We start from the raw sequence: 23,411 nt of genomic DNA, 5'->3' as shown, positions 1-23,411 counted from the left end.
TCCGGGTTACACAATCAGGCTCATAGGACCAGAGACAAGCCGTAGGTCAGGCCGAACGCAATCACCGAAATCAGCGTCTCCAGCACGGTCCAGGTCTTGAAGGTCTGGATGACCGTCATATTGAAGTATTCCTTGATCAGCCAGAAGCCGCCGTCGTTAACGTGGGAAAAGATCACCGAACCTGCGCCGGTAGCCAGCACCAGCAACTCGGGATGTGGATAACCCAGGCCCATGGCAACCGGTGCCACCACGCCGGACGCGGTGGTCATGGCAACGGTGGCCGAGCCCGTGGCAATACGCATCAGCGCAGCAAACAGCCAGCCCATCACCAGCGGCGACAGCTGGAAAGCATGGGCCAGGCCGAGAATTTCATGGGTGACGCCTGCGTCCACCAGAATCCGATTCAAACCGCCGCCCGCCCCCACCAGCAAGGTGATGCTCGCAGTCGGCGCCAGGCATTCGTTGGTGAACTTGAGGATCGATTCGCGGTTGAAGCCTTGGGCAATCCCCAAGGTCCAGAAGCTGACAAGGGTCGCCACCAGTAGCGCGATCACCGAGTTGCCGATAAACAACAGGAACTGATTGAACCCGGTGCCCGGCGTGGAAAGCACGTTGGCCCAGCCGCCGATCATCATCAGCACCACCGGCAACAGGATGGTGCCCATGGTCAGCGTGAAACTCGGCAAGCGCGTACGCGGTTCGCGCTCGATAAACTGACGCTCCAGCGGGTTTTGCGCCGGCAACTGAATACGCGGCACGATGAATTTGGCGTAGACCGGGCCTGCAATGATCGCCGTCGGAATACCGATCAGGATCGCATACAGCACGGTCTGCCCCACCGACGCGTTATACGCCAGCACGGCCATCATCGCCGCCGGGTGCGGGGGCACCAGCGCGTGCACCACCGACAGGCCGGCCACCATCGGCAGGCCGACCATCAGGATCGACACGCCCACCCGCCGCGCCACGGTAAACGCGATGGGCACCAGCAACACAAACCCCACCTCGAAAAACAGCGGCAACCCCACCAGGAACGCAATACACACCATCGCCCAATGCGCGTTACGCTCGCCGAAGCGGTTGATCAACGTACGCGCCACCTGCTCGGCGCCACCGGACTCGGCCATCATCTTGCCGAGCATGGTGCCCAACGCTACCACTAGTGCAATATGCCCCAGGGTTTTACCGACGCCCGCTTCATACGAGCCCATGATCGTGTCCGCCGGCATCCCGGCCATCAGCGCCAGGCCAATGGACACCAGGGTGATGACGATAAACGGGTTGAGTCGGTAACGTGCAATCAGCACGATCAAAGCAATGATGGCGATGGCAGCATATGCCAATAGCCCGAAGCCCGGTGATGCGGCCATGCGGTACTCCTGGGAAAGGGTCACGTCGAATAGGTTGTGAAACTCATAAATCATTCCCTGGTGGTATTTTCAATTTTTATGAAATTAATTTTCGCCCACGGATAAGCGCTGTCGCGTTGGGATATGCCCAACACCCGTGCATGAAAATCCGGGGGGTGTTCTTACATGAAGATCAGAGAACAGCGGAAACTCAGGCGCCCGCCCCAAGTCATAGAATGCGCATTCACTCACGCCCAGGAAAACCGAACATGATTCGCCCATCCCTCGCCGCCGGCGCCCTGCTGCTCGCCCTGTGCGGCACCGCTTCAGCTGCCGATAACGCCGTGTTGAACAAGTGCATGGACAGCGCCAACACCACCGCCGACATGGTCGGTTGCAATACCCAGGCTGCCAAAGTGCAGGACGAACGCCTGAACAGAGCTTACAAGACTGCGCTTGCCGCTCAGGACGGCCCACGTAAACAGCAACTGCAAGACGTGCAGCGCCTGTGGATAAAGTACCGTGACGCCAATTGCGCCTTCGCCGGCAGCGCAACCGGCGGCAGCATCGATCAGGTCAATGGCTCGGGCTGCGTGGTGGACATGACCCAGACCCGCGCCCAGGAATTGGAAGACCTGGTCGGGCCTTGATCAATCCGGTTGAACGCGGGCACGCTTGAGCAGCTTCTTGCAGCGCTCCGACAAATGCAGCACCCGCAGGTGCTTGCCCGCCTTGGCGTAACGCTCGCGCAAGGTCATCAACGCGGCAATCGCCGAATAGTCGACAAAGCTCAGGTGACGGCAATCCAGCGTCACCTGGGCCGGGTCATTGGCCGGGTCGAACTGGTTCAGAAACGGCGTGGTCGAGGCGAAAAACAATGTGCCGTGCAGGCGGTAGAGTTTGCTGCCATCGGCCTCCAGCGACTCATCGGCGTACAGCTCACGCGCCTGTTGCCAGGCGAAGTTGAGCGCCGCAATCACAATGCCGCATAACACAGCGGTCGCCAGGTCAGTGAACACCGTGATCACCGTCACCGCGAGAATTACCAGCACATCGTTGAACGGCACCTTGTTGATCACCCGCAGCGACGCCCAGGCGAAGGTCTGCTGGGACACCACGAACATCACCCCGACCAGCGCCGCCAACGGAATCCGCTCGATCAACGGCGACAGAAACAGAATGAACAACAGGATCATCACCCCGGCAAACACGCCGGAAAACCGCCCGCGCCCGCCCGAGCTGAGGTTGATCACGGTTTGCCCGATCATCGCGCAACCGCCCATGCCGCCGAACAGTCCCGAGACCATATTCGCCGCGCCCAGGGCCACGCTTTCACGGTCGGGGTAGCCACGGGTTTCGGTGATTTCGTCTGTGAGGTTCAGGGTCAGCAGGGTTTCCAGCAGCCCGACCATGGCCATCAGGAACGCATAGGGCGCGATGATGCCGAGGGTTTCCGGGGTCCAGGGGATTTGCGGCAGCGCAAAGGTCGGCAAGCCGCCGGCAATGTGGGCCATGTCGCCCAATGTGCGCGTCGGCAGGCCAAGCAGGTACACCGCCAGGCCCACGCCAAGAATCGCCACCAAGGCAGGCGGCACCGCGCGGGTCAGGCGTGGCAACAGATAGACGATGGCCATGGTGACCAGCACCAGCCCCACCATCACGTACAACGGTGTGCCGCTGAGCCAGGTGTCACCGCTCTTGAAGTGCTCCAACTGCGCCAGCGCGATGATGATCGCCAAGCCGTTGACGAAGCCGAGCATCACCGGGTGCGGCACCATGCGCACCAGCTTGCCCAGGCGCAGGACGCCAAAGGCAATCATGATCAGCCCGCCCAGCAACACCGTCGCCAGCAGGTACTCCACGCCGTGCTGCACCACCAGTGCGACGATCACCACCGCCATCGAGCCGGCGGCGCCCGAGACCATGCCCGGCCGGCCACCGAACAACGCGGTGAGGGTGCAGATGATAAAGGCGCCGTAGAGCCCCATCAGCGGGTTGAGGTGGGCCACCAGGGCAAAGGCGATGCATTCGGGCAGCAGCGCGAAAGACGTGGTGAGGCCGGCCAGGGCATCGGCGCGCAGACGGGAGAGCTTCATGAGGTACCAGGGCATTGCGGGGATAAGGCGGGGAATGGTACGGAAATGAGGCGGGTGGGGATAGCCTTATGGACCGAGTCGTGCCCATCGGGAGCAAGCCCCCTCCCACAATTGCCTGCATTCCAGAGTTGGAACGCGGTCAACTGTGGGAGGGGGCTTGCTCCCGATAGGCAGCGACTCGGTGTCAAGCGAACATCAAACCATCTCGTGACGAATCCACTCGATCACCGACTGACGCTTGGGCTCCCATCCCAACAACTCACGGGCCTGTTTGCCCCGCACCCGGCTGTTGGAGCCCAGGCCATAGTTGGCCATTTCATAGCCCCACTCGGCTTCAGCTTCGGCCAATGGCCAATCCTGGGGTTGACCCAGCTTCAGGGCTTCGGCCATGGCGCGGGTCATGTCGGCAAACGCCGCTTCGCCGCTTTCTACAAAGTAGAAAGTGCCCGGTACGTTCCGGGTCAGGGCCAGCAGGTACAGAGCCACCACGTCTTCAATATGCACGTTGGACCAAATGTTCTGCCCCGGGCCGACATGGCGCACCACCCCACTCTTGCGCGCCTGCTTGAGCAAACGCGGCAATTGCACGCTGTCACGCTTCACGCCCAGGCTGTGTCCGTAGATCAGGGTGTTGCAGATCACCGCCGAGTTGACGCCCTCTTGGGCGGCAGCGAGGATCAGATTGTCGATGGCCACCCGCGCGGCCTTGTCGACCGTCGGCTCCGGCAGGTTGTCTTCAAAATAGATCACATCGCTGGCCTTGCCGCCCGACGCATCACCCACGATGCTCGAACCGCTGGTGTGCAGGAACGGCTTGTTCGAGCCTTTCAAGGCGGCGAGCAACGTTTCTACAGCGCCACGATGGTCGCTGCTGGCGGCGTTGATCACCGCATCCGCTTGCCGGGCTTGCGCGGTCAACAGCGCGGCATCCTCGAGCGTGCCGATCACCGGGGTGATGCCCAGGGCGGTCAGTTCAGCCGCCTGTTCGGCGCTGCGTACCAGACCGGTCACGGTGTGGCCGGCCTTGACCAGGCCGGTGGCGATGGAGCCGCCGATAAAACCGGCTGCACCGGTTACGAATACGTTCATGGAGTGTGCTCCTGACGAGATCAATGTGGGAGCCAGTATCTGCCCCCCATCCCCGTCGAATAAGCCCTCCGCACCCAATTCACTCTTGCGCTCAAGTCACGAATCAGCGGGCATACCGCGCCAGCTTGGCCTGGATAAAGTCCAGGAAGCACTGGATGCGCAGCGCCAGTTGCGAGTTGCGGTAAAACACCGCGTTGATCGGCTGGCGGTAACCACTGTTGAATGTTTCCAGCACCGGCACCAGGCGCCCGGCGTGGATGTCTTCGAAGGTCATGAAGTTGGACAGGCAGCAAATGCCCTGCCCTTCCAGCGCCAGATGCCGCAGGGTTTCACCGCTGGAGGCGGCGATGCCGGGCCGGATCAGCCAGCGGTCGCCTTCCACGTGGCGCAGCGGCCAATGGTTGAGGGTTTCGGTCTGGGTGAACCCCAGCAAGGTGTGATCCGCCAATTCGGCCACCGTGCTCGGTGTGCCGTACTGCTTGAGGTAGGTGGGGCTGGCCAGGATGTGCAACGGCGACCAGCCCAGGGAGCGCGCATGCAGGGTCGAATCGGCCAGCGTACCGATGCGGATGGCAATGTCGGTGCTCTGTTCCAGCAGGTCGATGATCAGATCATCGCTGTTCAGTTCCAGCTGGATATCGGGGTAGAGGCTGCGAAACTCGGCGATGTACGGCAATATCCCATGCAGCATGAACGGTACGGCAGCATTGATGCGCAAGCGCCCGGCAGGTTTTTTCTGGCGTGACGACAGGCGTTCTTCCAACTCATCCATCTGCGCCAGGATCACCTTGGCCTGCTCAAAGAAGTACTTGCCCTCTTCGGTCAGGTCCATGCGCCGCGTGGTGCGATTGATCAGCGTCGTCTCGAGCTTGGCTTCCAGGCGCGACAGGGTGCGGCTGACCGCCGACGGCGTCTGCCCGACCTGCTCCGCCGCAGCGGAAATCGAGCCGCATTCAATCACGCTGACGAAGGTTTGTAGCTCATCGGATCGGGCTTTCACAGACTGTCCTCTTTTCGGGTCCCTGCAAAAATACCCTTAACGGGAACGCACGAATAAGCCTTTTCAACCGCCAACCAGCAAATGACCGCCCAATAGCGCCATGCCGACAAAAAACACGCGCTTGAACACCGCCGCACTGATGCGTTGGCGCACGACCTGGCCGAGCCACATCCCCAGCAACGCAGGCACCATGGCCAACAGTGACGCATTGATTTCCCCTGCGCCCAACGTGCCACGCCAAAGCAGCCCGGCCGCCAGTGCCAGTGTAGAAACGCTGAACGACAGCCCCAGCGCCTGCACCAGTTGATCGCGATTCAAGCCCATGGCCTGCAGATACGGCACCGCCGGGATCACGAAGACGCCAGTGGCCGAAGTGATGACGCCGGTGATCAGCCCACACACCGGGCCCAACCAGCGTTCGGTCTCAGGCTTGACCTTGAACGTGGGCAAGCACAACCCGCTCAACGCATACACCAGCAACGCAGCGCCCAACGCACGCACCGCCCCATGGCCACCGTCCATTCCCAGCCACTGCGTACCGAGCCCGGTGCCGAGGAAAATCAGTAGCAGCATCGGCCACAGGCGCTTGAGCAAGTCACTCAAATGGCCGCCAAAGGCGAGTTGCCAGAGGTTGGTGACCATCGAGGGAATAATCAGCAATGCCGCAGCCTGTGCCGGTAACATAGCCAGGCCGAGCAACCCCATGGCCACCGTGGGCAGGCCAAGGCCAATCACACCCTTGACGGTACCGGCCAGCAAAAACGTGCCAGCTACCCACAACGTCAGGGCCGGGCCTATGTTCTGGTAGAACGCGAGGAAAGTATTCATGCCGCGATTGTGGCGTTTTTCGAGCTGGCCGAAAATTCGCCATATACTGAGGCAGACTCTTGTTTTGCCGTAGGCACATGCCATGCACTTTGACCTGATCGACCTGCGCCTCTACTTGCATATCCTCGACACCGGCAATATCACCGCAGGCGCGGCGCGCAGCCATTTATCGCTGGCGGCGGCCAGCGCACGCATCCGCGCGATGGAAGCGTCGCTGGGGATCGCGTGCCTTGAGCGCGGCCGTCGCGGTGTCACGCCCACCGCCGCCGGCAAAGCCCTGGCCCGGCATGCCCGCTTGCTGTTGCAACAGGCCGAGCACTTGCAACAGGACCTGGCGGAATACGCCAAGGGGATCAAGGGCCAGGTGCGCCTGTTGTGCAACACCACGGCCCTGAGCGAATACCTGCCGGAATTGCTGGCGGACTTTTTGCGCGAACACCCCAACCTCGAGATCGACCTGCAGGAACTGCCGAGCCTGCGTATCACCCAGTCCTTGCGCCAAGGCACGGCAGACCTGGGGATCATCTCCGACGCGGTGGATACCCACGGCCTGCAAACCCTGGCGTTTCGCGATGACCCGCTGGTGTTGATCCTGCCCCTCGAGCATCCCTTGGCAGCCGGCACCGTGAGTTTTATCGACAGCCTGCAACACGACTTCGTCGGCCTGAGCGCCGACAGCGCGCTGTCGATCTACCTGGAGGAACAGGCGCTGCACAGCGGGTTTCGCTTGCAGACGCGCATCCGTGCCGAAGGGTTTGAGGGGGTGATGCGCATGGTCGCCCGCGGTGCCGGCCTGGGCATCGTGCCCCAGGCCGCCCTGGACCGCTGGCCATCGCAGCGCCGCTTCAAGGCCCAGCCATTGCGCGAAGCGTGGGCCTGCCGACAGCTGCTGCTATGCGCACGCTCGTTCGAGCATCTACCGGGTTACGCCAAGGCTTTGTTCGACGCCTTGGCCCTGCCCTTGCGGAAAAACCCGTAGTACACCGCCGACAGAATCAGCAGGAACGGCACGCCGAACACCAGGGTCATCTTGAACGCCTCGGTGAAGTACGTGGTGATCATCACCGCCCCCATCAACACCAGGCCCAGCAAGGTGCTGTAGGGAAACAGCCGCAGTTGGAACGACAGCTTCGGCCCGCCATGGCGTTGGCGATAGCGGCGGAAGAACAGGTGCGTGAGGAAGATCATGAACCAGGTGAAGATCGCACCGAACATCGAAATCGCCATCATCAGGGTGAACGAGCTTTCCGGGTACACCACGTTCAACAAGGTCGCCAAGGCAATCCCCGAGCTGGACAACAGCAAGGCATTCAGCGGAATGCCGCTCTTGCTCAACGCCCCCATGGACTTGGGGGCAAACCCTGCACGCGACAGGCTGAACAGCATGCGCGTGGTGATGTAGAGCTGGCTGTTCATCGCCGACAGCGCCGCGATCAGGATCACGAAATTCATCACGCCGGTGGCGCCGGGAATACCGATGGTCTGCATCACCGTGACAAACGGACTCTGGGTTTGCCCGGCCTGGCTCCACGGCACGATGGCAAGCATCAGGGCCAGGGTCAGCAGATAGAACACCACCAGGCGCACGATGGTCGCACGAAAGGCCTTTTTCACTGCCTGCTCGGGGTCTGCCGCTTCACCGGCGGCGACTGCGATCATCTCCACGCTCAAATAGCTGAAGATCGACACAATCACCGCGATCCACATACCGCTCAGGCCATGCGGGAAAAAACCGTCGTGAGACGTGTAGTTGTGCACGCCGTATTCCGGGTTGCCGGAGCCGAACACCACGTACACCGCGAGGATGATGAAGCCGACGATGGCGCTGATCTTGATCGTCGAGAACCAGTACTCAAAGTTGCCGAAGGTTTTCACGCTGATCGCATTGAGCAGGATCAGCACACTGGAAAACGACACGATCCACACCCACTCCGGCACATTGGCGAACCAGTACTTCATGTACATCGCCACCGCCGTGACCTCGGCACCCACCGCCAGCACAATCGCCGCCCAGTACGCATAGCGCACGAGGAAACCGGCCAGCGGGCTGATGTAGAACTCGGCATAGGCGCCAAAGGAGCCCGAGGTGGAGTGAGCCACCGTCATCTCCGCCAGGCAGCCCATCAACAGCAAGGTGATCAACGCGCCGATGGCGTAGCTCACCAGCACACTGGGCCCGGCGTAGCCGATGGCATAGGCGCTGCCCATGAACAGCCCTGTGCCGATGGCGCCACCGATGGCGATCATGCTCATCTGGCCGGAGGTGAGCTGGCGCCTCAGGCCCAGTTCGCGGTGGGTGATCTCTGCAAAGCCGTGGTCTGGCGTGGTCACGTGGTGTGCCCCTTTATTATTGTGATTGCACAGTGGGTGTGGTGTTGGCGCAGTTACTGTGGGAGGGGGCTTGCTCCCGATGGCGGTCTGAAGTCAAAGCATTGGGTGACTGACACACCGCTATCGGGAGCAAGCCCCCTCCCACATTTAGACCTGCATGCCTGTCAGGTGACGCTGTTGCGCACCTTGAATTGCGGCTGGTCCCAGGTGCGGTTGTCGAGGATTTCGCCAAGGATCTGCACGGCGTCAAATACCTCGGTAAAGCCGGTGTAAAGCGGGGTAAACCCAAAGCGCATGATGCGCGGCTCGCGGTAATCACCGATCACGCCACGGGCGATCAACGCCTGGATCACCGCATAGCCTTCTGGGTGTTCGAAACTCACATGGCTGCCACGCCGGGCATGCTCACGGGGCGTGATCAACACCAGGCCGTGGGCGGCGCAACGGGTTTCAACCAATGCGATAAACAGGTCGGTCAACGCCAGGGATTTTTTGCGCAGGCTGGCCATATCGGTCTGGGCAAAAATCTCCAGGCCGCATTCCACCATGGCCAGCGAAGTGATCGGCTGGGTGCCGCACAGATAACGCGCGATGCCGACGCTGGGGGCGTAGGTCGATTCCATGGCGAACTGTCGGGTATGCCCAAACCACCCCGACAACGGCTGGCGCACCACATCCACCAGCGCCGGGTTGACCCACACAAACGCCTGGGAACCCGGCCCACCGTTGAGGTACTTGTAGGTGCAGCCAATCGCGTAATCGGCCTCGGCCTGGTGCAGATCAATGGGGACTGCACCCGCAGAGTGAGCCAGGTCCCAGAGGCTCAGCGCGCCGCATTCGTGGCTCAAGGCAGTGAGCGCCTGCATGTCGTACATGTAGCCGGTCTTGTAGTTGACGTGGGTGAGCATCACCACCGCGACATCCTGGTCGATGGCCTGGGGCAGTTCATCCGGGCTGTTCACCAGGCGCAGGCAATAGCCCTGCTGCAGCAACTCGGCCAGGCCCTCGGCGATATACAAATCAGTTGGGAAGTTGCTCGCCTCGCTGACGATGACCTTGCGCTGAGGCTGGCGTTGGCGCTGCACGCTCAACGCGGCGCTGAGCACCTTGAACAGGTTGATGGACGTGGTATCGGTGATCGCCACTTCGCCATCCCGTGCACCGATCAACGGTGCCAGGCGATCGCCCAGACGCAGTGACAACTGTGCCCAACCGGCGCTGTTCCAACTGCGAATCAAGCCATCGCCCCATTCCTCGGCGATCACCTGTTGTGCACGCTCAAGGGCTGCCACCGGGCGGGCGCCGAGGGAATTGCCGTCGAGGTAGATCACCCCCGCAGGCAGGGCGAACCGGTTGCGCAACGGGGCAAGGGGATCCTCGGCATCGAGGGCTTGGCAGTGGCTTCGAGTGGTCATGGGCGGTCCTGGTTTTTATAAGTGACGTTGAGCCAAATAATGAACGAAGTTTTAGAGAATTTTCGTGCAAAGTGCCGCGCAACAGGCTAATTAAGCTGTAGGAAATTCGAATTCAACCCCCAAACACGCGGATTTATTCTAAGCATGATTCTCGACGCCACCGACCTGCGCCTCCTGCATTTCCTGCAACAGGATGGCCGTATCAGCAATCAGGAACTGGCGGAAAAAGTCGCGCTGTCGCCGTCCGCCTGCCTGCGCCGTTTGCGCCTGCTGGAGAGCGAGGGAATCATCAGCGGCTACCGCGCCGTATTGAATGCCGAGCGGTTGGGCATCGAGCTGGAGGCCATCGTGCACCTGTCGCTGCGCCAGGATGTGGAGGACTGGCATGAGACGTTCATCAAGAAGGTGCAAGGCTGGCCGGAGGTGGCCAGTGCATACGTGATTACCGGAGCGAGCAACTATGTGTTGCGCGTGCAGGCGCGCAACCTCAAGCACTTTTCGGACTTTATCGTGAACCACCTGAACCGCACGGCGGGGGTGATGGATATACGTTCGGAGATTGTGTTGCAGAAGATCAAGGATCGGGACGAAGTGCTCGACCTGGTGGTGCGCAAATAACAGCAACACCACAAAACCCTGTGGGAGGGGGCTTGCTCCCGATCGCGGTGCATCAGTCAACATATCAGCCACTGACACAGCGCGATCGGGAGCAAGCCCCCTCCCACATTTTTTAACCGCGTTCAGTCTTCCAGGGCACGCACTCGCTGCATGCGTTTTTGCTCCACCGGCGCGGCGGCGGTTTGCAACTCAAAGTCAAAATCAATCTGCGCAAACCGCCCTTCCACACCCAGCTCCCGTGCCAACTGCGGGTCGTCACTGAAACGGATCTCGGCAATCAACTCATCGCGTGTCGCATAGGCAAAGTCATCATGCAGGTACGGGTCATCCGACAGGTTGATCTGCGTGGTCAGGTGCCGGTACCCAGGCGCCGAAATGAAGAAGTGAATATGCGCCGGCCGCTGCCCATGACGCCCCAGTTGATCGAGCAAATGCTGAGTCGGGCCGGTTGGCGGGCAGCCGTAGCCGGACGGCACGATGCTGCGAAAACGGTAGTTGCCCTGGGCATCGGTCTCGATGCGCCGGCGCAGGTTGAACTCCGATTGCGTGGGGTCGAACCACGAATAAGTGCCGCCGGTATTGGCCTGCCACACATCCACAATCGCCCCCGCCAGCGGCTTGCCGTCGGTGTCGCGCACCTGCCCGCGCATAAACAGCGGCACCGCGTCGTCCAGGCCATCATCCAGCCGTGCTTCGTACTTGCTCAGCGGCGCCCCGGCCACATACAGCGGGCCTTCGATGGTGCGCGGCGTGCCGCCGGACTTGCCCGCTTGCTCATCGGCAGCGTCCATCAGCAGGTCCAGGTAATGCTCAAGGCCAAGTCCGGCCGCGAGCAAACCGGCTTCCTGGTGCTTGCCCAGCTCATTGAGGTAATTGACCGCCTTCCAGAACTCTTCCGGAGTCACTTCCAGGTCTTCGATGATGTTTACGGTGTCGCGCAAAATACGGTAGATCAGGGTCTTGGTGCGCGGGTTGCCGCCGTCATTGAGGTTACCGCTGACTTCTTCAAGAAACTGTTGGGCGTGCAGCGTCTGGGACAGTCGGATGGACATGGTGCATTCCTCATCTTGTAGTTATTCGGTGTAGAAGCAGGCTTAACGGTCGTCGTCATGGATCGACGATGGGTGACGACACAGAGCGTTGACCTCGATCGTCATATAAGGGAACAGCGGCAATTGCATCAGCAGGTCGTGCAGCGCTTGCACGCTGTCGACATCGAACACGCTGTAGTTGGCGTAATGCCCGGCGATCCGCCACAGGTGGCGCCACTGGCCCTCTTGCTGCAGGCGCTGCGCCAAGGCTTTCTCTTCGGCCTTCAAGGCCGCTGCACGTTCGGGGTTCATGTCCAAAGGCAGGTTCACGGTCATTTTTACGTGGAACAACATGGCAGGCGCCTCTTAATGTTTATCACGACGCGAGAACGCCAGGCGCTCTTCATCGATGGCCAGGCCCAGGCCCGGTGCGGTGGAGACATGCAGTTGGAAATCGCGATACACCGGTGGCTCGGTCAGGATGTCCTCGGTGAGCAGCAGCGGACCGAACAGTTCGGTGCCCCACGCCAACTGGTTCAGCGTGAGAAAGGCATGGGCCGAAGCCAGGGTGCCGATTCCCCCTTCGAGCATGGTGCCGCCATACAGGCCGATACCTGCCGCTTCGGCAATCGCAGCGGTGTGCAATACGGCGCGCGGGCCGCCATTCTTGGCGATCTTCAGGGCGAACACCGAGGCGGCGCCTTCGCGAGCCAGGTTGAAGGCGTCTTCCACACACTCGATAGACTCATCGGCCATGATCGGCGCCGGGCTCGACAGGTTGAGTCGCGCCATGCCGCCACGGTTGTTACGCGAGATCGGTTGTTCGATCAGATCGATACCGTTATCGCCCAGCACCCTGCACGCGCGCAGGGCCACCGCCTCGTCCCAGGCCTGGTTGACGTCGACCCGCACACTGGCACGATCGCCCAGGGCCTTTTTGATCGCGATCACATGGGCCAGGTCACGGTCCACCTCACCCGCGCCGATCTTCAATTTGAACAGGCGATGGCGACGCAGGTCGAGCATCTTTTCGGCCTCGGCAATGTCTTGCTCGGTATTGCCGCTGGCCAGGGTCCAGGCCACCGGCAAGGCATCACGTACGCGCCCGCCGAGCAGTTCGCTGACCGGCAGATCGAGGCGTTTGCCGAGGGCGTCGAGCAAGGCCGTTTCGATGCCGGATTTGGCGAAGGTGTTGCCGCGAATGCTGCGTGCAAGGCGCAGCATGGCCGCGTTGATATTGCTCGCGTCCTGGCCGATCAGCAGCGGGGCGAAGTGCCGGTCGATGTTGACCTTGATGCTGTCCGGGCTCTCGTTGCCGTAGCTCAGCCCCCCGATGGTGGTGGCTTCGCCGAGGCCTTCGATACCGTCGCTGCAACGCAGGCGGATGATCACCAGGGTCTGGTTCTGCATCGTGTGCATCGCCAGCTTGTGCGGGCGGATGGTGGGGAGGTCGACGATGATTGTCTCGATCGACTCGATGGTACACATCGGCATAACTATACCCGCTGGGTTCTTTATGGGTTTGAGCCGATTCTGCTGCGCAATTTCACGGGCTTCCAATATAGAATTGGTCTCAAGCGATACCCTACAGGTATCAAAGGAGTCGATATGGAACTGCGTCATCTACGCTATTTCCAGGTACTGGGTGAAACCCTGAACTTCACCCGCGCCGCCGAACGCCTGCACATTGCCCAACCGCCGCTGAGCCGGCAGATCCAGCAGTTGGAAGATGAGTTGGGCGTGACGCTGCTGGAGCGCGGCCGGCCGCTGCGGCTGACCGAAGCCGGGCGGTTTTTCTATGAGCACGCCAAGGTGCTGCTGGAGCAGTTGCACACGGTCAGCGACAACACGCGGCGCATCGGCCTGGGCGAGAAAACCTGGCTGGGCATCGGCTTTGCACCGTCGACCCTGTATGGCGTGCTGCCGGAATTGATCCGCCGGCTGCGCAATCACGAGACGCTGGAACTGGAGCTGGGGTTGTCGGAGATGACCACCTTGCAGCAGGTCGAAGCCCTCAAGGCAGGGCGCATTGATGTGGGCTTCGGGCGTATTCGCATCGACGACCCGGCCATCGTCCAGCGTGTGCTGGTGGAAGATCGGCTGGTGGCCGTGCTGCCGGCCGGCCACCCGTTGCTCGACGCGCCCGCGACCCTCGCTCAATTGGCCTCCGAGCCTTTCGTGCTCTACCCCGGCAACCCGCGCCCCAGCTATGCCGACCATGTGATCGCACTGTTCGACGCGCAGGGTTTGAGCCTCAAGGTTGCGCAATGGACCAACGAACTGCAGACCGCCATCGGCCTGGTCGGCGCAGGCATGGGCCTGACGCTGGTGCCGGCCTCGGTGCAGGTGCTGCACCGCGCCGATATCGGCTACACACCGATAGTGGAAAGCACCGCGACCTCGCCGATCATTCTCAGCCGCCGGGTGAATGACCAGTCGCCTGGGCTCAGTCATTGCCTGCAACTGGTGGAAGCGTTGACAAACTAATGTGGGAGGGGGCTTGCTCCCGATGGCGGGGTACCAGTCGATACAGCGTTGACTGAACCACCGCTATCGGGAGCAAGCCCCCTCCCACATTGGATCTTCATGGGCTTCATAGACTGCGCATCCGCTTGCGCTGCTGGGTCTGGCTCGGCGACTCATCGAACAGCTTGCGATACTCCGCCGCAAACCGCCCCAGGTGGGTGAAGCCCCAGCCCAGGGCGATTTCGGAAATGGTGCGGGTAGCGCCGTGTTCGAGGATTTCCTGGCGCACCGCGCCCAGCCGGTATTTTTTCAGATAGGCCATGGGCGACAGGGCGAAGTACTTGCGGAACGCGTCGAACAGCTTGAACCGGGAGACACCTGCGGCGGTTTCCAGGTCTTCCAGGTGCACTGCTTCGCGGGCATTGTCGTGGATGTATTGCCGAGCACGGATCAGATAGTGCGGCAGTTTCACCCCGAGCACGTCGCGCAATTCTTCGGAGTAATTATTCGGCTGGGCCAGGATCAACCCCTTGATCAACGAGCTTTCCAGGTCCCGGGTAAACGCCGTCTGCTCATACAATTCGCTGCTGTGCTCCAGCTCCGCAATGAAGTAGCGCGCCATGCGCCACCAGGATGCCGAGGCGCCCTCCACCGCGTCCATCACCGACTCGAAACGCAGCGGTGCCTCAGTCGGCCGTTACAGCAGTCCCTCCAGCGACTCACTCATCGCCGTCCGCGTAATCACGACCTGCAACTTGCGGCAATCACCGGAAATCGCCAGTACCTGATGCTCGTTGGGCGAGATGATCACCCCTTGGTCGCGATTGGAACTCAGGCGCTCACCGTTCTTGCTCAACTCTTGCTCGCCCACCAATGGCAGGCTGAGGCTATAGCTGCTGAAGTGCTCGGCGTCTTCGATGTCGATAGTCACATCCGTGCCGTATTCGATCACGCCCAGGGTGGTGGCGCGGGACTTGAGCACATTGGCGCTGTGATGGAAGCGCAGGCGTTCGGGCGTGGCCGTCACCAGGCGATGCGGCCCGCAAATACCGGACATCCAGCTGCGGGCGCCTTCCAGGTCGAAGCGTTGAATCGTTTGGCTGCTCATCAGGGTGCACCCACGGCGGTTAGGCATTTGCGCGCTCTGGCGGCGCGTCGTTGTGGTTTGACAGCAAGTAATGCGCCACGCCCGCTCAATTGCCAGCGGGTGGATAGCAATGGACGACTAAGTGGATAAGCAGTCGGCTTTTGCGACCATCGCCCTGCAAGACAGTAGCGCATCCCGTCACCGCCATGCACTGGGTTGGGTATTTGCTGCCCACTTATCCGGGGCAATTTTCCGGAGCAGGTTCCCCCACTAAGCGGATAGCCCACGCCCTGCCCTGCTGCCTCTAATAAACCACCGATTAGCCCTATCAAAAAGGTGCCTCCCATGAGTGGTGCAAGAAGCGTCGAGCAATGGAAAACATTTATTGAAGGCTGCCTGGATTTTCGCCCGGTGGATGAAGTGTTCCGCATTGCCCGCGACATGTTCACTGAGCCGCAACTGTTCGATCTGGAGATGGAACTGATCTTCGAAAAGAACTGGATCTATGCCTGCCACGAAAGCGAACTGGCCAACAACCACGACTTCGTGACGATGCGCGCCGGGCGCCAGCCGATGATCATCACCCGCGACGGCGAAGGCCAGCTCAATGCACTGATCAACGCCTGCCAGCATCGCGGCACGACCCTGACGCGGGTCGGCAAAGGCAATCAATCCACCTTCACCTGCCCCTTCCATGCCTGGTGCTACAAGAGCGACGGCCGGTTGGTGAAGGTCAAGGCGCCAGGGGAATACCCGGAGGGTTTCGACAAGGCCACGCGCGGACTGAAAAAGGCACGTATCGAGAGCTACAAGGGCTTCGTGTTTATCAGCCTGGACGTGAATGGCAGCGACAGCCTGGAAGACTTCCTCGGCGATGCAAAAGTGTTCTTCGACATGATGGTCGCCCAGTCCGCTACCGGGGAGCTGGAAGTGCTGCCGGGCAAGTCCGCCTACACCTATGACGGCAACTGGAAGCTGCAGAACGAGAACGGCCTGGACGGTTATCACGTCAGCACCGTGCACTACAACTACGTGGCCACGGTGCAGCATCGCCAACAAGTGAATACCGAGAACGGCAGCGGGTCTGCCGGCACCCTGGACTACAGCAAGCTCGGTGCCGGCGACGCGAATACCGATGACGGCTGGTTCGCCTTCAACAATGGCCACAGTGTGCTGTTCAGCGATATGCCCAACCCCAGCGTGCGCTCCGGCTACGCCACCATCATGCCGCGCCTGGTGTCCGAACACGGCCAGCAAAAGGCCGAGTGGATGATGCACCGCCTGCGCAACCTGAATATCTACCCGAGCCTGTTCTTCCTCGACCAGATCAGCTCGCAGCTGCGCATCATCCGCCCGGTGGCGTGGAACAAGACCGAGATCATCAGCCAGTGCCTGGGGGTGAAGCACGAGTCTGACGCCGACCGTGAAAACCGCATCCGCCAGTTCGAAGACTTCTTCAACGTGTCCGGCATGGGCACCCCGGATGACCTGGTGGAGTTCCGTGAAGCCCAGCGCGGTTTCCAGGGCCGCCTGGAACGCTGGAGTGATATTTCCCGCGGCAGCCATCGCTGGGAAACCGGGCCGACGCCGAACAGCGAGGCCATCGGCATCCAACCGGCCATGACCGGCACCGAATTCACCCACGAAGGTTTGTATGTGAACCAGCACCGCAACTGGCAGCAGTTCCTGCTCAACGGGCTCGATCAAAAAGCCTTGAAACTGCGGGAGGTGAACTGATGAACGCGCAATTGCAGTACCGGATCGAGCAATTTTTCTACCGCAAGTCCGAACTGTGCGACGCCCAGGATTGGGACGCCTATGTGCAGTTGTTCGACCCGCAAAGCGAATTCCACCTGCCGCAATGGGATTCGGAACACGTCTATACCCGCGACCCCAAGCGGGAGATGTCGTTGATCTATTACGCCAACCGTTCGGGCCTGGAAGACCGCGTGTTCCGCTTGCGTACCGGCAAGGCGGCTTCGGCGACCCCGATGCCACGCACCTTGCACCTGATCAATAACGTGCGGATTGCCGAGCAGGCGGACGGCACGTTGGAGGTGCGCTTGAACTGGCACACGCTGTTTTACCGCCTGGCCACGTCGGAGCAGTTTTACGGGCACGCTACATATCGTCTCAAACCCCATGGCGACAGCTGGTTGATCATGCGCAAACACACGTTGCTGCTCAACGACACCATCAACTCGGTGCTGGATTTCTATCACCTCTAACCACGTGTAGTAAGCGGGCTTGCCCCGCGCTGGAGTGCACAGCCCTCCTGTTTTTTGGGGCCGCTACGCAGCCCAGCGCGGGGCAAGCCCGCTCACTACAAGTTCGCATGCTGATGTGGAGCACAATGGATGAATCACAAAGTGGCCTTCAGTTTTGCCGACGGCAAGACCTTGTTCTTTCCCGTAGGCGCCCATGAAATCCTGCTGGATGCGGCCTTGCGCAACGGCATCAAGATCCCGCTGGATTGCCGCGAAGGCGTCTGTGGTACCTGCCAGGGACGTTGCGAGTCCGGCGAATACACCCAGGACTATGTGGACGACGAGGCGCTTTCCAGCCTCGACCTGCAACAGCGCAAGATGCTCAGTTGCCAGACCCGGGTGAAGTCCGATGCGACGTTCTATTTCGATTTTGACTCAAGCCTGTGCAACGCTGCGGGGCCGGTGCAGGTGCGCGGAACAGTCAGCGCGGTGCAGCAGGTGTCGGCCAGCACCGCGATCCTGCAGGTGCAGCTTGATCAACACCTGGATTTCCTGCCCGGCCAATACGCCCGCCTGGCGGTGCCCGGCACCGACAGTTGGCGTTCTTACTCCTTCGCCAACCGTGCGGGCAAGACGCTGCAATTCCTGGTGCGCCTGCTGCCGGACGGGGTGATGAGCAACTACTTGCGCGAGCGCTGCCAGGTCGGTGATGAAGTGCTGATGGAAGCGCCCTTGGGGGCGTTCTACCTCAGGCACGTCACCCAGCCGCTGGTGCTGGTAGCCGGCGGTACCGGGCTGTCGGCGTTACTGGGCATGCTCGATGAGCTGGCCGCCAACGGTTGTGAGCAACCGGTGCATCTGTATTACGGTGTGCGCGGCGCCGAAGATTTGTGCGAAGCGGCGCGTATTCAGGGCTACGCTTCAAAAATCGCTGATTTTCGCTACACCGAGGTCTTGAGTGACCCGTCCCCCGAGTGGCCTGGCAAGCGCGGCTACCTCACCGAACATTTCGACCTGGCCGAATTACGGGACAGATCGGCCGATATGTACCTGTGCGGTCCCCCTCCAATGGTCGAATCCATCCAACAATGGCTGACGGATCAGGCGCTTAACGACGTTCAGCTGTATTACGAAAAGTTCACGCAGAGTAATATCTGACCCTCAGTACTTCTGAGGGGCGGATGCGGCGTGCACTTACCCTAAGAAAAACAAGCAGAAGGGAATGTTAATGGCGGATGACATGGTTAACCCGGTGGGCCTCAAGCGTGGCCTGAAGAACCGGCATATTCAGCTGATCGCCTTGGGAGGGGCGATTGGCACGGGGTTGTTCCTCGGCTCGGCCGGGGTACTCAAGTCGGCGGGGCCGTCGATGATTCTCGGTTACGCGATTGCCGGTTTTATCGCATTCCTGATCATGCGCCAGCTCGGCGAGATGATCGTCGAAGAGCCCGTGGCCGGTTCCTTCAGCCACTTCGCGCATAAATACTGGGGCGGTTACGCAGGCTTCCTGGCCGGCTGGAACTACTGGGTGCTCTACGTCCTGGTGGGCATGGCCGAACTGACGGCGGTGGGCAAGTACATCCAGTTCTGGTGGCCCGAGATCCCGACTTGGGTCAGTGCGCTGGTGTTCTTTGTCGCGGTGAACCTGATCAACACCCTGAACGTGAAGTTCTTCGGTGAGGCCGAATTCTGGTTTGCGATCATCAAGGTGGTGGCGATTGTCGGCATGATCGTGCTCGGCTGCTACCTGCTGTTCAGCGGCAGCGGCGGCCCTCAGGCGAGCGTCAGCAATCTGTGGAGCCACGGTGGTTTCTTCCCGAATGGCGGCATGGGGCTGTTGATGTCCATGGCCTTCATCATGTTCTCGTTCGGTGGCCTGGAGCTGGTGGGTATTACCGCCGCCGAAGCCAGTGAGCCGCGCAAGGTAATCCCGAAAGCCATCAACCAGGTGGTGTACCGGATCCTGATTTTCTACGTCGGCGCCCTGACCGTACTGCTGTCGCTGTACCCCTGGGACCAGCTGCTGCAAACCCTTGGCGCCTCGGGCGATGCCTATAGCGGCAGCCCGTTTGTGCAGATCTTCTCGCTGATCGGCAACGACACGGCAGCGCACATCCTCAACTTCGTGGTGCTGACGGCGGCGCTGTCGGTGTACAACAGCGGTGTGTACTGCAACAGCCGCATGCTGTTCGGCCTGGCCGAGCAAGGCGACGCTCCGAAGTCGCTGATGAAGCTCAACAAGCAAGGCGTGCCGATCCGCGCCCTGGCGATTTCGGCGCTGGTGACGATGCTGTGTGTGGTGGTCAACTACGTCGCGCCGAAAAGTGCCCTGGAGTTGCTGTTTGCGCTGGTGGTTGCCTCGTTGATGATCAACTGGGCGCTGATCAGCATCACCCACATCAAGTTCCGCAAGGCCATGGGTGAACAGGGCCTGACACCGTCGTTCAAGACCTTCTGGTTCCCGTTCAGCAACTACCTGTGCCTGGCGTTCATGGTGATGATCATCAGTGTCATGCTGGCGATTCCAGGGATCAGCGAGTCGGTGTATGCGATGCCGGTGTGGGTGGGGATTATCTACATTGCCTACCGGTTGCGGATCAGAAACGCGAAAGTAGCCGTGGCACAGTCATGATCGTTCCCACGCTCCGCGTGGGAATGCCGCCAAGGACGCTCCGCGTCCGCCTTCAGAGACGTGACGCGGAGCGTCACAACCTGCGTTCCCACGCGGAGCGTGGGGACGATCAAACCAAAAGTAGCCGTGGCGCAGTCATGATCGTTCCCACGCTCCGCGTGGGAATGCCGCCCAGGACGCTCTGCGTCCGCCTTTAGAGGCGTGACGCGGTGCGTGGGGACGATCAGCTGCGGTTCATAGCGTTGAGCGCACTCGCCACAACTCGGGGAACAGCACAGTGTCGAGCATCTTGCGCAAATACCCCACGCCTTCGGTACCGCCGGTGCCGGGCTGGAAGCCGATGATCCGCTCCACCGTGGTCACATGCCGAAAGCGCCACTGGCGGAACGAATCCTCCAGGTCGATAAACTTCTCGGCCAACTGATACAGGTCCCAGTAGCGGTTCGGATCGCGGTAGACCTCACGCCAGGCCGCTTCCACCGATTCATCGTGAACCGTCGCCGCCGTCGGGTCGCGCTCGGCGCGTTTCGGGTCAATCGCCAGGCCGGCCTTGACCATCAGGTTGATCGCCTCGTCATACAGCGACGGCGTGGCAATCGCCACTTTCAACTCGTTCAACAACTCAGGCCGATGAGCGTGGGGCCGCAACAGCGCCGCGCTTTTGTTGCCGAGGATAAATTCGATCTCGCGGTACTGGAACGACTGGAACCCCGACGACTGGCCCAGGAACGGACGGATCGCCTTGTACTCCGACGGCGTCATCGTCGCCAGCACCGCCCAGGCGTGTACCAGTTGATCAAAGATCCGCGACACCCGCGCCAGCATCTTGAACGCCGGCGGCAGTTGGCCCAGGCGCATGTGCTCACGGGCGGCCTTGAGTTCGTGGAGCATCAACTTCATCCACAGCTCGGACGTCTGGTGCTGGATGATGAAGAGCATTTCGTTGTGGTCCGGCGACAGCGGATGCTGGGCGCTGAGGACTTTGCCCAGGTCCAGGTAATCGCCGTAACTCATGGACTCGGAAAAATTCAGTTCGGCGTTGTGCCATTCTTCCGGGGGTTGGTAATCAGGCGAGAAAGGGCATTGGCTCATCGCGTGGGCTCCTTGAGCGGGCGGAGAATGGCGCGAACCGGGCTCGCGTCGAGGTTGGCAAACCGCAGCGGCAACGCGATCAACTCGTAGTCGCCCTCCGGTACGTCATCGAGCACGATGCCTTCGAGAATCGCCATGCCATGGCGCGCCACGGCGTTATGGGCATCCATGGTCTTGGATTGTTGCGGGTCCAGGGACGGGGTGTCGATACCGATCAGACGTACTCCCAGCCCTGCCAGTCGTTCGATGGTTTGCGGGGCGATGGCGGTGAAGTTCGAATCCCACTCAGTCAGCGGCGCCTGTGCATAAGTACGCAGCAACACGCGCTCCGGCAAGTTATCCACACGCCCGTCCAACTGATGCGGCTGCACCAGCGCGCCGCTGTCCAGGCAATGCAGCACACGGCATGGCCCCATGTACACCTCCAGCGACACCTCGCCAATGGGTGCGCCGTCCGCGCTGTAATGCAGTGGCGCGTCCACATGGGCGCCCGTGTGCGGTGACAGGGTGACGCGCCCGACGTTCACCGGGCACTCCGGGCCGAACTGCCACACGCGCTCTTCCTGGAACGGCGTGTCACCCGGCCAGGTCGGGGTCGCCGTGCTCAAGGGTGGGCTGATATCCCACCACGTTTTTATTGGGTTCATCGCAAGGCTCTCACTCGTTATGCGGTGAATGATACGAGGGCCTGCTGCGAATTTTCTTGCGAATTCTGGCGTGAGGCGGGAAATCTTTCGCACTTACTGCGAGGAAAACGCGGATTGACGGTGGGTTATATCAAATAAACACGGCTGCGCTTCTGGGCATCCCGATGTCGAGTTCAGACCACTGGTGCAGCGCCCAAGGCCGTAGGGTTGAGCTTTCCCTACCTTGCCTCGGAGACATCATGTCCAAGCCCATCACCGTACTGCGCGACACCCACCCACTGCCGGTCCTGGACGCGTGTAAATGGGAAAAGCTCGAAGGCGACCCGCACACCGTCAACCTCAACGCCTACACCAGCGAAGATGGCAGCAAGATCATGGGCACCTGGATCTGCACACCGGGCAAGTGGTATGTGGAATATGTGAAGTGGGAATACTGCCACTTTCAGGAAGGCTACTGCGTGATCACCCCGGACGGCATGGAACCGATTCACCTGCGCGCAGGGGATATCTTTGTGGTGGAGCCGGGGATGAAGGGGACGTGGGAAGTGGTCGAGACGGTGCGTAAGTATTTTGTGTTTGCTTGAGCCGCAAAAAACCGGGAGCCGCCAAAGGCAGGCTCCCGGAAAACGCCCTATTCGGGCTTGCGATAGCTGTTGATGATCGCCGAGAAGTCCTTGCCCCCTTCCCCGCGCTGGCTCATCGATTGGTACAACTGCTGGGCCACGGCGCCCAGGATCACAGGTTGCTTGGCCTGGCGCGCGGCTTCGGTGGCCAGGCCCAGATCCTTGAGCATCAGGTCGGCACCAAACCCACCGGTGTAACCACGGGACGACGGTGCGGTTTCGATCACGCCCGGCCAGGGGTTGTAGGTGTCTGAACTCCAGCAGCGCCCGGTGGAGCTGTTGATAATGCCCGCCAGCACCTGAGTGTCGATGCCCAACGCATCCCCCAGCGCCATGGCTTCGCTGACGCCGACCATGCTGATGCCCAGCAGCAGGTTGTTGCAGATCTTGGCGATCTGGCCGGTGCCGACGTCGCCGCAATGCACGATATTACGGCCCATCTGCGCCAGCACCGGTTGCAGGGTGGCGAACAGTTCCGGGGTGGCGCCGACCATAAAGGTCAGGGTGCCGGCACTGGCGCCACCGGTGCCGCCGGAGACCGGGGCGTCGGCCATCACCACGCCTTGCCTGGCAGCCGCAGCGGCAACATCGCGCGCGGTTTGTGGGTCAATGGTGCTGCAATCCACCGCCGGCACGCCTTGGCCGATACCCGCCAAAACGCCGTCATCATTGAGCCACACGCTGCGCACATGAGCAGCGGCCGGCAGCATGGTAATCACCAGTTCCGCGCCTTGGGCGGCGTGACGTGGCGAGTCGCTGACGGTGCCGCCCAGCTCGGCCAGTTCCTTGAGCACGCTCTGGTTGAGGTCGAACAGGCTCAGCGCGTGGCCGGCCTTGATCAGGTTGCGGGCCATGGGCGCGCCCATATTGCCCAGGCCGATAAATGCAATCTTCATGGTC

The 23,411-nt window shown here is 61.1% G+C and carries 22 protein-coding genes and 1 pseudogene; 9 read left to right on the top strand and 14 right to left on the bottom strand.

Annotated features, from left to right (window positions below; all coding sequences use genetic code 11):
• Nucleotides 1-20: 20 nt before the first annotated feature.
• On the bottom strand, nt 21-1,424 hold the full coding sequence (locus JBE38_RS15480) for a GntT/GntP/DsdX family permease (protein ID WP_205344615.1): 1,404 nt from the start codon (nt 1,422-1,424) through the stop codon (nt 21-23).
• 194 nt (nt 1,425-1,618) lie between these two features.
• Here JBE38_RS15480 and JBE38_RS15475 point away from each other — a divergent pair, with 194 nt between their 5' ends.
• On the top strand, nt 1,619-1,999 hold the full coding sequence (locus tag JBE38_RS15475) for a lysozyme inhibitor LprI family protein (protein ID WP_060754401.1): 381 nt from the start codon (nt 1,619-1,621) through the stop codon (nt 1,997-1,999).
• Here JBE38_RS15475 and JBE38_RS15470 read toward each other — a convergent pair whose 3' ends face one another.
• The 4 genes from JBE38_RS15470 to JBE38_RS15455 all read right to left on the bottom strand — a co-directional run bounded on the left by JBE38_RS15470 (nt 2,000) and on the right by JBE38_RS15455 (nt 6,362).
• Nucleotides 2,000-3,445: a SulP family inorganic anion transporter gene (locus tag JBE38_RS15470; protein WP_205344614.1), complete on the bottom strand. Its 1,446-nt coding sequence runs from the start codon at nt 3,443-3,445 to the stop codon at nt 2,000-2,002. It lies immediately after the preceding gene.
• 195 nt (nt 3,446-3,640) lie between these two features.
• Nucleotides 3,641-4,534, bottom strand: a complete 894-nt coding sequence (locus tag JBE38_RS15465) for an NAD-dependent epimerase/dehydratase family protein (RefSeq protein WP_198762535.1) — start codon at nt 4,532-4,534, stop codon at nt 3,641-3,643.
• A 103-nt stretch (nt 4,535-4,637) separates the two neighbouring features.
• Nucleotides 4,638-5,534, bottom strand: a complete 897-nt coding sequence (locus JBE38_RS15460) for a LysR family transcriptional regulator (RefSeq protein ID WP_060754404.1) — start codon at nt 5,532-5,534, stop codon at nt 4,638-4,640.
• 63 nt (nt 5,535-5,597) lie between these two features.
• Nucleotides 5,598-6,362, bottom strand: a complete 765-nt coding sequence (locus JBE38_RS15455) for a sulfite exporter TauE/SafE family protein (protein ID WP_205344613.1) — start codon at nt 6,360-6,362, stop codon at nt 5,598-5,600.
• A gap of 82 nt (nt 6,363-6,444) precedes the next feature.
• Here JBE38_RS15455 and JBE38_RS15450 point away from each other — a divergent pair, with 82 nt between their 5' ends.
• Complete coding sequence (locus JBE38_RS15450) at nt 6,445-7,341, top strand: LysR family transcriptional regulator (protein ID WP_205344612.1); 897 nt, start codon at nt 6,445-6,447, stop codon at nt 7,339-7,341.
• Here the strand turns inward: JBE38_RS15450 and JBE38_RS15445 are convergent.
• Together JBE38_RS15445 and kynU are read right to left on the bottom strand one after the other, a co-directional pair.
• Nucleotides 7,287-8,693 carry an amino acid permease gene (locus JBE38_RS15445; RefSeq protein WP_060754407.1) on the bottom strand — a complete coding sequence of 469 codons (1,407 nt, stop codon included), beginning with the start codon at nt 8,691-8,693 and terminating at the stop codon, nt 7,287-7,289. The genes JBE38_RS15450 and JBE38_RS15445 overlap by 55 nt on opposite strands.
• Before the next feature lie 164 nt (nt 8,694-8,857).
• Nucleotides 8,858-10,108, bottom strand: coding sequence for a kynureninase (gene kynU / locus JBE38_RS15440; RefSeq protein WP_205344611.1), 1,251 nt, complete (start codon nt 10,106-10,108; stop codon nt 8,858-8,860).
• A gap of 144 nt (nt 10,109-10,252) precedes the next feature.
• On the opposite strand from kynU, the gene JBE38_RS15435 reads away from it, so the two are divergent.
• Nucleotides 10,253-10,726, top strand: coding sequence for an Lrp/AsnC family transcriptional regulator (locus JBE38_RS15435; RefSeq protein WP_060754409.1), 474 nt, complete (start codon nt 10,253-10,255; stop codon nt 10,724-10,726).
• A gap of 122 nt (nt 10,727-10,848) precedes the next feature.
• Here the strand turns inward: JBE38_RS15435 and catA are convergent, their stop codons facing one another.
• Genes catA through JBE38_RS15420 form a run of 3 tightly spaced genes read right to left on the bottom strand, consistent with a single transcriptional unit; the run spans nt 10,849 to nt 13,251 of the window.
• Nucleotides 10,849-11,778 carry a catechol 1,2-dioxygenase gene (catA, locus tag JBE38_RS15430; protein WP_104994817.1) on the bottom strand — a complete coding sequence of 310 codons (930 nt, stop codon included), beginning with the start codon at nt 11,776-11,778 and terminating at the stop codon, nt 10,849-10,851.
• A gap of 42 nt (nt 11,779-11,820) precedes the next feature.
• The gene (gene catC / locus JBE38_RS15425) at nt 11,821-12,111 is read right to left on the bottom strand and encodes a muconolactone Delta-isomerase (protein WP_060754411.1); all 291 of its coding nucleotides are present in this window, start codon (nt 12,109-12,111) and stop codon (nt 11,821-11,823) included.
• A 12-nt stretch (nt 12,112-12,123) separates the two neighbouring features.
• Nucleotides 12,124-13,251, bottom strand: coding sequence for a muconate cycloisomerase family protein (locus JBE38_RS15420; RefSeq protein ID WP_205344610.1), 1,128 nt, complete (start codon nt 13,249-13,251; stop codon nt 12,124-12,126).
• Nucleotides 13,252-13,365: 114 nt separating this feature from the next.
• On the opposite strand from JBE38_RS15420, the gene JBE38_RS15415 reads away from it, so the two are divergent.
• Nucleotides 13,366-14,244 carry a LysR family transcriptional regulator gene (locus JBE38_RS15415; protein ID WP_205344609.1) on the top strand — a complete coding sequence of 293 codons (879 nt, stop codon included), beginning with the start codon at nt 13,366-13,368 and terminating at the stop codon, nt 14,242-14,244.
• Between the two features lie 106 nt (nt 14,245-14,350).
• Here the strand turns inward: JBE38_RS15415 and JBE38_RS15410 are convergent.
• A pseudogene (locus JBE38_RS15410) lies at nt 14,351-15,331 on the bottom strand (AraC-like ligand-binding domain-containing protein).
• 324 nt (nt 15,332-15,655) lie between these two features.
• Between JBE38_RS15410 and antA the strand changes: the two are divergent.
• The 4 genes from antA (at nt 15,656) to JBE38_RS15390 (ending at nt 20,149) form a co-directional block, all read left to right on the top strand.
• Entirely contained in the window at nt 15,656-17,047 is a 1,392-nt protein-coding gene (gene antA / locus JBE38_RS15405) for an anthranilate 1,2-dioxygenase large subunit (RefSeq protein ID WP_205344608.1), read from the top strand.
• A complete protein-coding gene (gene antB, locus JBE38_RS15400) occupies nt 17,047-17,538 on the top strand; it encodes an anthranilate 1,2-dioxygenase small subunit (RefSeq protein ID WP_060754415.1) in 492 nt (163 codons plus the stop codon). Before antA ends, antB begins: the two co-directional genes overlap by 1 nt.
• Before the next feature lie 129 nt (nt 17,539-17,667).
• Nucleotides 17,668-18,675, top strand: coding sequence for an anthranilate 1,2-dioxygenase electron transfer component AntC (gene antC, locus JBE38_RS15395; RefSeq protein WP_205344607.1), 1,008 nt, complete (start codon nt 17,668-17,670; stop codon nt 18,673-18,675).
• 70 nt (nt 18,676-18,745) lie between these two features.
• The gene (locus tag JBE38_RS15390; protein WP_090368538.1) at nt 18,746-20,149 is read left to right on the top strand and encodes an amino acid permease; all 1,404 of its coding nucleotides are present in this window, start codon (nt 18,746-18,748) and stop codon (nt 20,147-20,149) included.
• A 234-nt stretch (nt 20,150-20,383) separates the two neighbouring features.
• On the opposite strand, the gene kynA is transcribed toward JBE38_RS15390, so the two are convergent.
• On the bottom strand, nt 20,384-21,241 hold the full coding sequence (kynA, locus tag JBE38_RS15385; RefSeq protein WP_205344606.1) for a tryptophan 2,3-dioxygenase: 858 nt from the start codon (nt 21,239-21,241) through the stop codon (nt 20,384-20,386).
• Nucleotides 21,238-21,888, bottom strand: coding sequence for an arylformamidase (gene kynB, locus JBE38_RS15380; protein WP_205344605.1), 651 nt, complete (start codon nt 21,886-21,888; stop codon nt 21,238-21,240). Before kynB ends, kynA begins: the two co-directional genes overlap by 4 nt.
• 239 nt (nt 21,889-22,127) lie before the next feature.
• Between kynB and JBE38_RS15375 the strand changes: the two genes are divergently transcribed.
• On the top strand, nt 22,128-22,472 hold the full coding sequence (locus JBE38_RS15375; RefSeq protein ID WP_060754420.1) for a cupin domain-containing protein: 345 nt from the start codon (nt 22,128-22,130) through the stop codon (nt 22,470-22,472).
• A gap of 47 nt (nt 22,473-22,519) precedes the next feature.
• Here JBE38_RS15375 and mmsB read toward each other — a convergent pair whose 3' ends face one another.
• Entirely contained in the window at nt 22,520-23,407 is an 888-nt protein-coding gene (gene mmsB / locus JBE38_RS15370; protein ID WP_060754421.1) for a 3-hydroxyisobutyrate dehydrogenase, read from the bottom strand.
• Nucleotides 23,408-23,411: the final 4 nt, after the last annotated feature.

This window comes from Pseudomonas sp. ICBG1301 (genome assembly GCF_016918385.1).
Classification (GTDB): domain Bacteria; phylum Pseudomonadota; class Gammaproteobacteria; order Pseudomonadales; family Pseudomonadaceae; genus Aquipseudomonas; species Aquipseudomonas palleroniana.
Note: the sequence above shows the minus strand (reverse complement) of the source record. Positions and strands in the feature narration are given on the sequence as shown.